Here is a 12,933-nt window from a genome sequence, read left to right on the forward strand (position 1 = left end):
GGCGGATCCCGCGCCGCCGGTCGTGCCGCCTCGCGCCGCAAGCAGCCCCCGCGCGGCAGGCGGGTGTTGAAGATCACCGCGATATCCCTGTCGGTGCTGATCATGGTGACCGCGGGCGCCGGCTGGTGGTTCTACGAGCACCTGAACGGCAACATCAACAGCGTCCCGATCGACGACGGAGCGGGCGGCAAGGAGAAGGCCGACGCCTTCGGCCGTACGCCGATCAACCTCCTGGTGATGGGCAGCGACGCCCGGTCCAGCGCGACCGACTGCAAGCTCGGCGGCGGCTGTTCGACGACCGGTGTGCAGTCCGGGAACGGCAACGCGGACGTGGAGATGGTGGTGCACATCTCGGCGGACCGTTCCAACGCCACCGTGATGAGCATCCCCCGCGACACCATGACCCAGGTCCCCGCCTGCAAGGACCCCAAGAGCGGCCAGTCGACGGCCGGCTACTACGGTCAGATCAACAGCGCGCTGCAGTACGGGCAGGAATGCCAGGTCAAGACCGTGCACGCGCTCACCGGCATCACCATCGACCATTTCGTGCAGATGGACTTCTCCGGTGTGGTGAAGATGTCCGACGCGGTCGGCGGTGTCTCGGTGTGCGTCGACGCCGACGTCTACGACACCTACTCGCACCTGAAGCTGGCCAAGGGCACCCACACCCTCAAGGGCACCGCGGCCCTGGAGTTCGTCCGCTCCCGGCACGGCTTCGGCGACGGCAGCGACCTCGGCCGTACCGTCTCCCAGCACATCTTCCTCAGCGCGATGATCCGCAAGTTCAAGAGCGCGGGCACCCTCACCAACCCCTCGGCGGTCTACAACCTGGCCGACGCCGCCACCAAGGCGCTCACCGTCGACACGGGTCTCGGCACCGTCAAGAAGCTCATCGGGCTCGCCGCGGACCTGGACAAGGTGCCGACGAAGCGCATGACGTTCACCACGATGCAGACCGGCGCCGACCCGGTCAACGCCAACCGGGTCGTGCCCGCCGCCGCCGCGAAGAGCCTGTTCGCGACGATCGCCAACGACCAGTCGCTGACCAGCTCGTCCGGCAAGAAGTCGGCGGCGGCGACCGCGACCGCCACGGCAGCCGCCGTACCGGCCGCGCAGATCGCCGTCACGGTGGAGAACGGCACCAGCATCAGCGGCCGGGCCTCCACCGTCGCCACCGCACTGATAGACGGCGGCTTCAGTTCCGACACCACCACCGGCAACGCCTCCGTCAGCGCGACCACGACCACCCTCACCTACGGCACCGGGCAGAAGGCCGAGGCCCAGACCGTGGCCAAGGCGGTCGGTCTCGGCTCCTCGCACCTCAAGCAGGGCACCGGCACCGGTCTGACCCTGGTGATCGGCACGGACTGGCCCAGCGGTACGACGCTCCCCGGCGCCTCCTCGTCCCCGGCCCCGGCCGACACCAAGGCGGCCACCTCCAACGCCAAGGCCGCGACCGCCGACCAGTCGAAGTGCGCCGAGGTCAGCACCTACAAGACGGTCAGCCTGAACGGCGTCGCGATGACCCCGACCCAGGCGTACCGGGCGGCGACGAACAAGAAGGACTCGGCGTCCTGACCACGGCTAGCCGGCGGCGGCGGTCCAGGTGATGTGCGGGGGATCCACCCGCGCGCACAACGGGCCGCCGTTGGCGTCGGTCAGACCGAGGCGGCCGACGAGCAGGCCCTCGCTCGCGGCGGCGGCCAGGACGTCGGCGGGCACGGAGTCGAGCATGAGCTTGGCGCGCCGGAACATGGTGAAGAGACCGGCCGCGTCGACCGTCCCCCACGACAGATAGACGAACCGCAGACCCATCCGGTGCTGCACATAGGGGCCCGTTACCACGATGCCGTCCGGCGTGGCCTCTGCCGTGCACTCCAGCGTCCAGGTCGTGGACACGGCGTCCCCCGGCTGCGGGTCGAGGAGTTCGGCCGGCCGGTCCCGGCGCTGCACGGCGACATGGACGTTGTCGTACGTCGCGACGGGCTTGTCGGCGGGGGCGGGGAAGGTACGGCCGGGCAGGTCGACGGCGTCGATGCGGAGGTGCATACGGGCCATCATGCAGGGTCCGCCCTCCGTACCCTCAGTCGATCAAGGGGAAGTGGCAGGCGGTGTGGCGCCCGGAAGCAGTCATGGTCAGCCGGGGGCGCTCCACGGCACAGCGCTCGCGTGCGTAGGGGCAGCGTGTGCGGAACGGGCACCCCGTCGGCTTGTCCACCGGGTTGGGCACCTCCCCGGTGAGGACGATGCGCTCCCGGGGCGTCTCGTCGGTGAGCGTGCCGTCGTCGATGTCCGGGACCGCCGACAGCAGCGCCTGCGTGTAGGGATGCGCGGGCTCCTTGTACAGGGCCTCCGTCTCGGCGAGTTCGACGATCTCCCCGAGATACATGACCGCGATCCGGTCCGACACATGCCGGACCACCCCGAGGTCGTGCGCGATGAACACGTAGGTGAGCGCGAACTCCTCCTGCAGATCCGCGAACAGGTTCAACACCTGCGCCTGGATCGACACATCGAGCGCCGACACCGGTTCGTCGGCGACGATCAGCTTCGGGTTCGTCGCCAACGCCCGCGCGATCCCGATGCGTTGCCGCTGACCACCGGAGAACTCGTGCGGATAGCGGTCCAGATGGGCCGAAGCCAGCCCTACGACGTCGAAGAGCTCGGCGACCCGACGGCGCACGGCGGCCCCGTCGCCGTAGCGGTGCACGAGCAGTGGCTCCGCGACGATGTCCCCGGCGCGGCGGCGGGGGTTGAGCGAGGCCTGCGGGTCCTGGAACACCAACTGCATGCCCGGACGGACGGGGCGCAGTCGCCGCGTGGAGAGCGTGCTGATGTCCCGGCCGTCGAACTCGACTCGCCCGCCCGTGAGTTCGGTGAGCCGGACCAGACAGCGGCCGAGCGTGGACTTGCCGCAGCCCGACTCGCCGACGATGCCGAGTGTCTCCCCGGCGCGCACCTCCAACGACACACCGTCCACGGCCCGCAGCACCCTGCGGCGCGCGGAGAGCCCGTCCGCGCGCAGGGCGTAGTGCTTGGTGACGTCCGTGGCGCGCAGCAGCACGTCTGTCGATGTCGTCGGCGCGCTCATGGTGTGGCCTCTCGTTCCTTGTCCGGTACGTCCGTCGCCGCCGCGCGGGAAGTCAGGCGCAGCGAGGCGCGGTCGTCGCCCGGCAGCCAGCAGGCGTCCCGGTGGGAGCCCGCCCCCGTCGACAACGCGGGCCGCTCCTCGCACCGGTCGTGCCGCAATCGGCACCGGGGCGCGAACGCGCAGCCCTCCGGCAGGCTCCCCGGTGCGACCGGCATCCCCGCGATGGTGGGCAGCCGCCGCAGCCGGGGTCCTCCAACGCGGGGCACCGAGTCGAGCAGCCCCCAGGTGTACGGGTGCCGCGGTCCGTGGAACACCGCCCGGCGTGGGCCCTCCTCGGCAGCCCGGCCGCCGTACATGACCAGGACCCGGTCGGCGATCTGCGAGATCACGCCCATGTCGTGCGTGATGAGGACCACCGCCGAGCCCTGCGTGTTCAACTCCCGCATCAGGTTGAGTATTTGGGCCTGGACCGTCACGTCCAGGGCCGTGGTCGGCTCGTCGGCGATCAGCAGCGCGGGGCCGCAGGAGAGGGCCATCGCGATGACCGCGCGCTGCCGCATACCGCCGGAGAACTCGTGCGGGTAGGCGTTCGCACGGGAGGCCGCGTCGGGGATGCCGACGTCGGAGAGCAGGCTGACGGCACGCGTGTGGGCCTCCTTGCGGGACACCTTCTCGTGCGCCCGGATCTGCTCGGCGATCTGCCAGCCCACCGTGTACACGGGGGTGAGCGCGGTCATCGGGTCCTGGAAGACCATGGCGATCTCCCGGCCCCGTATCGCGCGCATCTCCTTGTCGGGGAGGGTGAGCAAGTCGCGGCCACGGAACCGGACTTCGCCCTCGACGGTCACGTTCGGACTGGTCAGCAGGCGCAGCACGGCGAGCATCGAGACGCTCTTGCCGGAGCCCGATTCGCCCACGACGCCCAGGATTTCGCCGGGGGACACCGAGAAGGACAGGCCGTCGACGACGGTGACGGAGCCTCGGCGGGTGCGGAAGGACACCTTCAAGTCGCGTACGTCCAGCAGGGGTTGGTCAGGCATGGCGGGCCCTCGGGTCGAGTCGGGCGTACAGGATGTCCACCAGCGCGTTGGCGAGGACCACGAAGAACGCCGCGTACAGGACGGTGCCCATGATCACGGGGAGGTCCAGGTTCTGGAGGGCGTCGAAGGTGAGCTTGCCGATGCCGGGGAGGCCGAAGACCACCTCGGTGAGCAGCGCGGCGCCGCCCACGAGCGCGCCGAAGTCCAGGCCGAACAGCGACACGATCGGGATGAGGGAGCAGCGCAGGGCGTGCCGGATCAGGATGCGGCGCTCGGAGAGGCCCTTGGCGCGCGCGGTGCGGACGTAGTCCTCGTTCAGCGCGGTGACGACCTCGCCGCGCAGCAGCCGGGCGTAGATCCCGGCGTACAGGAGCGCGAGGGTCAGCCACGGGAAGAGCAGGTGCAGGGCCCACTGGCCGGGGTCGTGGCTCAGGTCGACGTACCCGGGTGGCGGTACCCAGGAGAAGACCGAACTGTGCAGCTGCTTCTGGGTGATGAGGTTGACGACCTCGCCGAGCCAGTAGGCCGGCAGGGAGACCCCGACCACGCCGACGAGCATGATCAGCGGGTCGGCCGCCTTGCCGCGCAGGGCCGCAGCCGCCGTGCCCATGACGATGCCGGCCGTCATCCAGATGAGCGCGGCGCCGATGACGAGCGAGAGGGTCACCGGGGTGGCCTGCACGATCTGCGGGATGACGCGGGAGCCGCGGTTGACGAACGACTCCAGGTCACGGTCGATGAGAAGGTGACGCATCATCAGCAAGTAGCGGGTGGGCATGGGGCGGTCGAGGCCGAAGGAATGCCGGACCTGGGCGAGGGTGGCCGGGTCGGCGTTGCGCCCGGCGATGCGCGCCGCGGGGTCAACTCCTGGTGTGGCGAAGAAGATCAGGAAGACCAGCACACTGATCGCGAACATCACCAGCAGGGCGGACGCGAAGCGTTTGACGATGAACCGGAGCATGACCGTCACACCCCTCCGCGCAGCCGGGCGCCCGGGTCGAGCGCGTCGCGCACGCCGTCACCGAGGACGTTGAGGGCCGCCGTGGTCAGCGCGATCAGCAGGCCGGGTGCGATCGTCACGGCGGGCCGGGTGTAGAGCAGCCCGAGGCCGTCCTCGATGATCGTGCCCCAACTGGCGTCCGGCGGCTGCACACCTACGGACAGGAAGGACAGCGCCGACTCGGTCAGCATGGCGAGCGCGGTCATCAGCGGGACGAACACGATCGCTGTGGGCAGGACGTTCGGCAGTACTTCGCGGCGCAGGATGCGCACGGTCGGCGCCCCGGAGCCGATGGCCGCCTGGATGTACTCCTTGTTGCGCAGCACCAGCACCTGACCGCGCAACGGCCGGGCGATGTACGGCACATAGACCGCCGCGATGATCGCGACGGGCAGCCAGAGACTTCCCGCCTCGACGGTGAGCGGGCCGAGGTGCAGCCCGTCGGTGAGGAGGACGACCGACAGGCAGATCGCCAGCAGGTACACCGGGAACGCCCAAATGACGTCCAGGACACGGGAGATGACCGCGTCCACGACACCGCCCGCGTACCCGGCGACGACTCCGACGACCGTACCGAGGGCGCAGGTGAGCAGCGCCGCCGTGAACCCGATGAACAGGCTCGTCCGGCCGCCGTAGAGCAGCCTGGCCATGACGTCGCGGCCCTGGTTGTCGGCGCCGAGGAAGTAGTGGGCGGGGTCCCAGGTCGGGCCGATCGGAGTGACGCCGAGGCCGAGGCCGGTGCTGCTCGGGGTGAGCACCGGCACGGTTTTCCCGTCTACGACCGTGGTGCCGGAGACATGGGACTGGAAGGGGTCGGTGTGGGCGATGTGGTGCGCGTACAGCGGCGCGCACAGGGTCGCCAGCACGACGAGGAACAGGACGACGGCCGCGGCCGGCGCCGACCTGTTGTGCAGGAGGTCGGCGCCGGCCGTCCGCCAGGGGCCCGGCGAGCGCCGGGCCTCCGGGGTGGCCAACTCGGGTGCGGCGGTGCTCACTTGACCCATGTCTGGCCGACGAGCATGTAGAACTGCTTGCTGAAGCTGTAGTTGCCCAGCCGCTTCGACGTGAAGTCGATGATCTTCGGGTTGATCAGCGGGACGACCGGGGACTGCTGCATGATCGTCTGGTCGATCGCGCCCCACTGCTTGTTCGCCGCCGTCGGGTCGGTCTGCGCGGTCTTCAGCGCGGTCTGCATCTTCGCGTCGACGCCCTTGTCGCAGAAACCCGAGATATTGATGCTGGAGTCGCTGCCGGGGTGGAACGCGGCGCAGGAGAACAGCACGTTGAGGAAGTCCGAGGCCGCCGGATAGTCCTGGTACCAGGACGTCAGGGCGAGTTGGACCTTGTTCTTGGTGTTCTGGATGTAGGTGAACTGGATGTTCGCCGACAGCGGCTTGAGCGTCGCCTTGTAGCCGAGCTGGGTGAGCAGGCTCTGCAGGTACTGCCCGATCGACTTGTTGACGTCGTCGTCCTGGGTGACGATGCCGACCGCCTGGCCCGCCGTACCGGACTGCTTCACCAGCGCCTTGGCCTTGGCCAGGTCCGCGGCCGTCCAGGTCTTGCCGCCGCCCTTGGTGTAGTCGCACGAGTCGACGTGCCCGGGGAAGCCCGGCGGCAGGATCGTGCACGCGGGGGAGGCGAGGTTGGTGCCGCCGTAGAGCCTGACCACGGCGGACCTGTCCACGGCGTAGTTGATGGCCTGGCGCGCCAACTTGTTGTTGAACGGGGCCGAGTTGACGTTCAGCGTCGCGTACCAGAACGCGGTCAGCGGGTTCACGTGCGCCTGGGACGTGTACTTGGTGCCGATCTCGTTGAGGCGGTCGGCGGGCGGCGCGTCGAACATCCAGTCCGCCTGGCCGTTCTCGACGGCGGTCACCTCGGACTCGACGGTCTGCCCGAAGGTGTAGTCGATCTGGTCCGGGTAACCCTGTGGTTCTGCCTCCCGCGACCACTCCTTGAAGTGCGGGTTGCGCACCAGCTTCAGCGCGCGGTTCGGGTCGTACGAGGCCGCCATGTACGGGCCGGTCGTCGGCAGCGGCTTCGTGCCCGCGTCCTTCGCCGGCGAGTCCTTCGGCAGGATGCTGGCGTGCGGGACGGCCAGCTTGTACGGGAACTCCGAGTCCGCCGCTGTCAGGTTGATGGTGACGGTGTTGGCCTTCGCGTCGCCGGTCACACCGCCCTTGAGCGTGCAGGACGCGGGCGTCTTCAGGCAGGCGGTGGCGCCGACGATGCCGTTGTAGAAGGTGCCGGCGGTGGGGCTGGAGACCTTGAAGATGCGCTGGAAGGACGCCACCACGTCGTCGGTGGTCAGGGCCTTGCCGTTGGAGAAGGTGATGCCCTTGCGGAGCGTGAAGGTGTACGTCTTGCCGCCGTTGGTGACCTTCGGCAGTGCCACGGCGAGGTCCGGGACGACGGTGAACGACTCCTGCCCGCCGACCTTCTTGAAGGAGAGCAGCCCGTCGTACATCGACTGGTACAACTGCCAGTACTGCAGCGTGTAGTTGACCTGTGGATCGAGGCTGCCCGCCGCGGCGTGAGCCACAAGTTCCAACGTCCCGCCCTTGTGCTGCGGCTGGAACGCGGAGGAGCCGGACGCCGACGAGGACGACGAGGTGGTCGGGTCGGAGGAGCCGCTGTCGGAGGACGAACAGGCGGCGGTGGTCAGGGCGAGGGCGACGGTGGCGGCGGCGAACGCGCTCCGTCTCGTGCTGCGGGACATCCAGGGAACTCCCGTCGGGGGAACGGTTGTTGGGTGGGCCGGGGGATCAGTCGGTGGAGTCGAGGAAGGTGCCCACGACCCGGAGGTAGAGCTCCTCCTCCTCGACGTGCGGCATGTGGCTGGAGCGCTCGAACATGTGCCAGCGCACGTCGGGGATGTGGTCGGCGAACGGGCGCAGGGTCTCGGGAGTCGCCTCGTCGTACCGGCCGGACACCAGCAGGGTCGGTGCCTCGACCAGATGCAGCCGGTCGATCACGGACCAGTCCTTCATGGTGCCGACGACATGGAACTCGTTCGGCCCGTTCATCGTGTGGTACACGGTCGGATCGGCCGCGATGTTCTCCCAAGTCGCCTGCACCTCGGGCGGGTTGGGGCTCAGTCGGCACACATGGCGCTCGTTGAAGACCTGTTCGGCGGCGAGGTAGTCGGGGTGGTCGGTGGTCCCGGCCGCCTCGTGGGCGAGCAGGGTCCGCTGCACCTCGGGGGGTAGTTGGCCGCGGAGTTCGGCCGCCGCCGCGAGCCACAGCTCCATGGACGCGGGGGAGTTGGCGATGACCAGACCGCGCAGCCCGGCCGGCCGTCGTACGGCGTGCTCGGCGGCGAGCATTCCACCCCAGGACTGGCCGAGGAGGTGGTAGCCGTCGGCGATGCCCAAGGCCTTGAGGAGATTGTCGAGTTCGTCGAGGAAGAGCTGCACGGTCCAGAAGTCGGCGCCCTCGTCGGGCAGATGGGTGGACAGCCCGGTGCCGAGCTGGTCGTAGTGCACCACCTGGCGTCCCTGCTCGGCGATGCCCGCGATGCTGAGCGTGTAGTTGTGACCGGCGCCGGGTCCGCCGTGCAGGACGACCAGCGGGGTCCTGCCGGGCTCGCCGGTGATCCGGTACCAGGTGGAATGGCCGTTGAAGTCGACGGTGCCGATGTGATTCGGTTCGGGAATCGCCACGCGAGGGCCTCCCAGACGGGCCGGACGCGAGCCGGCCTCTGGCGGAAACGGAAAAGGAAGTGACGGATGGCTGTGATGGTGATTGGGTAAAAGGTCAGCGCACAAGACCTTTTAGCGGGGGCTGGGCAAGACGTAACGGCGAGTTCACGTGGCCCGCCCGCGTTTACAGAAGCGGCATTGAAGGGGGAGGACAGCTGACATCCGTACCTGAGGCATCCGAAGCGGGCGACGAGTTCTCACGCGTCCTCGACCGCGTCCTCCTCGGCGGCTCCCCGTCCTCCGCGCTGCGCCCGGTCCGGGTGGCGTCGGCGGTCGACGAGGTCTCCGACCGCCTCCTCACCGCGATCGCCGTCGGCGACTTCCTGCCCGGCGAACGTCTCCCGGCCGAGCGCGAACTCACCGGTCTGCTCCGGGTCAGCCGCCCCACCGTGCGCGAGGCGGTCGCCCGCCTCCAGGCCGTCGGCGTCGTCGAGATCCGCCGCGGGCGCAACGGCGGCACCTACGTCCGCGACAGCTGGACCGAGTCGACTGCGGCCGCCGTCCGGCACACCCTGCTGCCCCGCTGGGAGGAGTTCGAGCAACTCTTCGACCTGCGGGGCCTGGTCGAGGGCATGGTGGCCGCGACGGCAGCCCGGCGCCGTAGCCCGAAGCACCTCGAACCCATGCGGGACGCCCTGTCCGCGTACCTCTCCGCGAGCAGCGCCCGCGACGCCCACACCGCCGACAGCGCCTTCCATCAGGCCGTCCGCACCGCCACGGGCAACCCGCAGATCGTCAACCTCAGCCAGGACCTGCTGGCCCGGATCAGCCTCGGCTTCCCGGTCGAACCCTGGGGCAAGGGCGAGCAGACCCACTTCCACCAGGGCGGCGAGGACCACAAGGCCCTGTACGAGGCCATCGCGGCGGGCGAGCCCGAGCGTGCCGAGGAGATCGCCCGGGGTCACTTCACGATCAGCGCCGACCTGATCCGCGACGTGCTGGCGAGGGTCCGGGCGAGCTAGACCGGCCTCCGTCGGCTACGGCAGCAGGATCACGTCCGTGACCTCCGCGGTGCCGCCCACCTCTACGGCCGCCCCGGGCCGCGCCGTCGCCGTGATCGTGGCGGGGCTGCCGAGGGAGTCGCCCATGTCGACGGCGATCCCGGTGACGCCCCGACCCGCCAGGTCGGCGGCGAGACAGGCAGTGCTGTTGGCGTTCGCGATGTCCTCCGGGACACCGATCGACGGCGCGAACATGCGCGCCGCGATCCGGCCGGAGCGCGACGGCACCGAGTGGACGTAGCAGCCGAGGAATCCGAACTCGTCGCAGGCCGACCGGAGTTGTCCGAAGTCCGGGGCGAGCGCGGCGAGAGCGGAGCGCGTCGCGACCGGAACCAGCAGCCGCGCCCGCCCGACCGAGGCGACACGCACGCCGGGCACGAGCGTGTCCGGGGTGATTCCCAGCGTCGGCAGAACGAGCCCGCACTCGGCCGCGCTGGGGTCGCGCAACTCGACCGGCCCCGAAGCGAAGGCGGCACGGAAGAGTGCCTCCTCCCGTACGGCCCGGCCGGCGAAGGTGCGCCCCGCCGCCCGCAGAGTGGCCCGGTACTCGGTGTCGCCGGCCCGCTCCGCGAGGAAGGCCAGGGCGGCGACCGTACCGTGCCCGCACGCGGGCAGTTCGCCTTCGGCGGTGAAGAAGCGAAGGGACACGGCCGATCCGCGCGCCGCGACGAAGACGGCGTGCGACGTCCCGGCGAGAACCGGTATCCGGCACCGCTCCTCGTCGCTCAACGGCGCCTCGTCCAGCACCACGGTCGGACTGCCGCCCTGGCCGTCACGCAGACATGCGCGCACGACGGTGACGGGCAGTCGGCTGATCACACGAGAACCGTACTCCCGAGCCCCGACCTGCGGTCCGGACGGCGTGTGGGCGCGGCAGCGGCCGTACTCCTCGCTATGTTCGGTCACAACATCAGACATTCGGAGCAAAAATGCCAAAAACGGATGAGCTGCTTGATGTGACGGAGACGGTGATCCCGGCCGCCGTCCGCCCACCCGAGCGACGGCGCCGCGTCCTCCGCAGGCCCCCGCCGACAACGGCCGTCGTCATCGCGCTCGGTCTGGCGGCGACTGTCCTCGTACTGTCGGGCACACCGTGGCTGAACGGCCCCGCCGTGGCCGCCTGGCGCACCGTGTGCCTGGCCATCACCGTGCAGGCGCTGCCCTTCCTCCTCCTGGGCACCGCCCTGTCCGGGGCGATCAACGCCTTTGTGCCGGCCGACCTGTTCACCAAGGTGCTGCCCAGGCGCGCCGTGCTCGCCGTCCCCGTGGCCGGGCTCGCCGGAGCCGTCCTGCCAGGCTGCGAATGCGCGTCCGTACCCGTCGCCAACAGCCTGATCCGCCGGGGCGTCACCCCGGCCGCCGCCTTCGCGTTCCTGCTGTCGGCGCCCGCGATCAACCCGATCGTGCTGACCGCCACCGCCGTCGCCTTCCCCGGCAGCCCCGCCATGGTGCTGGCCCGACTGCTCGCCTCGCTCGCCACCGCCGCCGTCATGGGCTGGCTGTGGCTCTGGCTCGGCCGCACGGAATGGCTGCGCCCGGTCGCCCGGCACACCGGACACCAGCACGGACACAGCCGCTTCAGGGAGTTCCGGCTCGGTTTCCAGCACGACTTCCTGCACGCCGGCGGCTTCCTCGTGCTGGGCGCCATGGCCGCGGCGACCTTCAACGTGACCGTCCCGCGCTCCGTCCTCGACACCTTCTCCGGCTCGCCCTGGCTGTCCGTGCTGTTCCTGGCCGGGCTCGCCGTCGTCCTCGCGGTCTGCTCCGAGGCCGACGCGTTCGTCGCCGCCTCGCTCACCGGCTTCTCGCCCACCGCCCGGCTGGCCTTCATGGTCGTGGGCCCGATGGTGGACCTGAAGCTGATCGCCCTGCAGGCCGGCACCTTCGGCCGGGCGTTCGCGGTGCGCTTCTCCACCGCGACCACCGTCGTGGCCGTGGCCGCCAGCGTCCTGATCGGAGGTGCCCTGCTGTGAAGCGCACCGCGCAAATCACGCTCCTGGTCCTGACCGGCTTGGGCCTGCTGCACACCGCCCTCTTCACCGACCTCTACCTGCGCTACGTCAAGGAGGGCCTGCGCCCGCTGCTGATCATCTCCGGCGTACTCCTCCTGCTGCTGGGCCTGACCCACGCGGCGCTCGACCGCGGCGCCCCCGACGACGCGGACGAGCACCACCACGCCCACGGGCACGACCACTCCACCGCACCCCGCATCGCCTGGCTGCTCTTCCTCCCCGCGCTCAGCCTCCTCCTCTACGCCCCACCCGCCCTCGGCGCCTACACGGCGGCGCACGCCGGCAGCGAGACCGTCAAGCAGCAGAAGCGGTTCGCCGCACTGCCCGCGACCTCACCCCTCCCGATGACCCTCACGGACTTCACCACCCGGGTCCAGCAGGACAAGGAACGGGCCATCAAGGGCCGTACCGTCGAGATGACCGGCTTCGTGACACCGGGACAGGGCGGCTGGGACCTGACCCGCATCATCTTCACCTGCTGCGCGGCGGACGCACAGACGGTCAGGATCCGGATGTACGGCACCCCCGCCCCGCCCGCCAACACCTGGCTGGCCGTCACCGGAACCTGGCACCCCCGGGGCGCCCTCGGCACGAAGTCTGCGGCGGCGGCCCTCGACGTCCACGCCACCCGGCCCATCGCCCAACCCGTCAACGCCTTCACGGACGACCTGCCCCTCACCCCCTCCCGGTGACGCGAACCGCCTTTGCCGACAGGGGGGTTGGGACGACGGGCGGCTCACGGCAGGAGCCGCGACGCCCCGACCTTGGCTAATCTGCACGGGTGACCACCGATCTGACCTTGCTGCCCCGCGTCGCCCACCGCGGACAGGAAGTCACCGCGCCCCGGCTCCGCGGCCTCCTCGCGCTGCTCGCCGCCGATCTGCGCACCGGCTGCAGCACCGAGCGTCTGGTGGCGGGGCTGTGGCCGGACGAGTTGCCGGAACGGCCGGGCAAGGCGGTCCAGGTCCTGGTGTCCCGGGCCCGCGCCCAGCTGGGCGCCGACGTCATCGCCAGCACACCGACCGGCTACCGGCTCACCCTCGCCGAGGACCAGGTCGACAGCTCCGCCCTGCGGCTGCACGCCACGC

At 70.4% G+C, this 12,933-nt stretch carries 13 protein-coding genes; 5 read left to right on the forward strand and 8 right to left on the reverse strand.

Annotated elements, in window-relative coordinates:
* Nucleotides 1-1,578 (forward strand): LCP family protein (locus R6V09_RS30985; RefSeq protein WP_317884765.1); only part of this gene is annotated, 1,578 nt, incomplete at its 5' end.
* Nucleotides 1,579-1,584: 6 nt separating this feature from the next.
* Here the strand turns inward: R6V09_RS30985 and R6V09_RS30990 are convergent.
* From R6V09_RS30990 to R6V09_RS31020, 7 genes are read right to left on the reverse strand one after another with little or no spacing between them, the layout of a single operon-like run.
* Entirely contained in the window at nt 1,585-2,049 is a 465-nt protein-coding gene (locus R6V09_RS30990) for a DUF5990 family protein (protein WP_317884766.1), read from the reverse strand.
* Nucleotides 2,050-2,083: 34 nt separating this feature from the next.
* Entirely contained in the window at nt 2,084-3,091 is a 1,008-nt protein-coding gene (locus tag R6V09_RS30995) for an ABC transporter ATP-binding protein (protein WP_317884767.1), read from the reverse strand.
* Complete coding sequence (locus R6V09_RS31000) at nt 3,088-4,131, reverse strand: ABC transporter ATP-binding protein (protein WP_317884768.1); 1,044 nt, start codon at nt 4,129-4,131, stop codon at nt 3,088-3,090. The genes R6V09_RS30995 and R6V09_RS31000 overlap by 4 nt, the downstream gene beginning before the upstream one ends.
* Complete coding sequence (locus R6V09_RS31005) at nt 4,124-5,092, reverse strand: ABC transporter permease (protein WP_317884769.1); 969 nt, start codon at nt 5,090-5,092, stop codon at nt 4,124-4,126. The genes R6V09_RS31000 and R6V09_RS31005 overlap by 8 nt, the downstream gene beginning before the upstream one ends.
* Before the next feature lie 5 nt (nt 5,093-5,097).
* Complete coding sequence (locus tag R6V09_RS31010) at nt 5,098-6,126, reverse strand: ABC transporter permease (RefSeq protein ID WP_317884770.1); 1,029 nt, start codon at nt 6,124-6,126, stop codon at nt 5,098-5,100.
* Nucleotides 6,123-7,850: an ABC transporter substrate-binding protein gene (locus tag R6V09_RS31015; RefSeq protein ID WP_317884771.1), complete on the reverse strand. Its 1,728-nt coding sequence runs from the start codon at nt 7,848-7,850 to the stop codon at nt 6,123-6,125. Before R6V09_RS31015 ends, R6V09_RS31010 begins: the two co-directional genes overlap by 4 nt.
* A gap of 46 nt (nt 7,851-7,896) precedes the next feature.
* A complete protein-coding gene (locus tag R6V09_RS31020) occupies nt 7,897-8,793 on the reverse strand; it encodes a proline iminopeptidase-family hydrolase (RefSeq protein ID WP_317884772.1) in 897 nt (298 codons plus the stop codon).
* A 299-nt stretch (nt 8,794-9,092) separates the two neighbouring features.
* Between R6V09_RS31020 and R6V09_RS31025 the strand changes: the two genes are divergently transcribed.
* Complete coding sequence (locus tag R6V09_RS31025) at nt 9,093-9,794, forward strand: FadR/GntR family transcriptional regulator (protein ID WP_317884773.1); 702 nt, start codon at nt 9,093-9,095, stop codon at nt 9,792-9,794.
* A 15-nt stretch (nt 9,795-9,809) separates the two neighbouring features.
* Here the strand turns inward: R6V09_RS31025 and R6V09_RS31030 are convergent, their stop codons facing one another.
* The gene (locus R6V09_RS31030) at nt 9,810-10,652 is read right to left on the reverse strand and encodes a PhzF family phenazine biosynthesis protein (RefSeq protein ID WP_317884774.1); all 843 of its coding nucleotides are present in this window, start codon (nt 10,650-10,652) and stop codon (nt 9,810-9,812) included.
* A gap of 110 nt (nt 10,653-10,762) precedes the next feature.
* Here R6V09_RS31030 and R6V09_RS31035 point away from each other — a divergent pair, with 110 nt between their 5' ends.
* The 3 genes from R6V09_RS31035 to R6V09_RS31045 form a co-directional block, all read left to right on the forward strand.
* Nucleotides 10,763-11,806 carry a permease gene (locus tag R6V09_RS31035; RefSeq protein WP_442810185.1) on the forward strand — a complete coding sequence of 348 codons (1,044 nt, stop codon included), beginning with the start codon at nt 10,763-10,765 and terminating at the stop codon, nt 11,804-11,806.
* A complete protein-coding gene (locus R6V09_RS31040; RefSeq protein ID WP_317884775.1) occupies nt 11,803-12,537 on the forward strand; it encodes a TIGR03943 family putative permease subunit in 735 nt (244 codons plus the stop codon). Before R6V09_RS31035 ends, R6V09_RS31040 begins: the two co-directional genes overlap by 4 nt.
* Nucleotides 12,538-12,626: 89 nt before the next feature.
* A partial coding sequence (locus tag R6V09_RS31045; protein WP_317884776.1) for an AfsR/SARP family transcriptional regulator occupies nt 12,627-12,933 on the forward strand: 307 nt, incomplete at its 3' end.

This window comes from Streptomyces sp. W16 (assembly GCF_033194735.1).
Taxonomy (GTDB): Bacteria; Actinomycetota; Actinomycetes; order Streptomycetales; family Streptomycetaceae; genus Streptomyces.

Coding starts and splice junctions, on each gene's coding strand:
- R6V09_RS30990 (WP_317884766.1), bottom strand. CDS start 2,049: ATGCACCTCCGCATCGACGCCGTCGACCTGCCCGGCCGTACCTTCCCC.
- R6V09_RS30995 (WP_317884767.1), bottom strand. CDS start 3,091: ATGAGCGCGCCGACGACATCGACAGACGTGCTGCTGCGCGCCACGGAC.
- R6V09_RS31000 (WP_317884768.1), bottom strand. CDS start 4,131: ATGCCTGACCAACCCCTGCTGGACGTACGCGACTTGAAGGTGTCCTTC.
- R6V09_RS31005 (WP_317884769.1), bottom strand. CDS start 5,092: ATGCTCCGGTTCATCGTCAAACGCTTCGCGTCCGCCCTGCTGGTGATG.
- R6V09_RS31015 (WP_317884771.1), bottom strand. CDS start 7,850: ATGTCCCGCAGCACGAGACGGAGCGCGTTCGCCGCCGCCACCGTCGCC.
- R6V09_RS31035 (WP_442810185.1), top strand. CDS start 10,763: ATGCCAAAAACGGATGAGCTGCTTGATGTGACGGAGACGGTGATCCCG.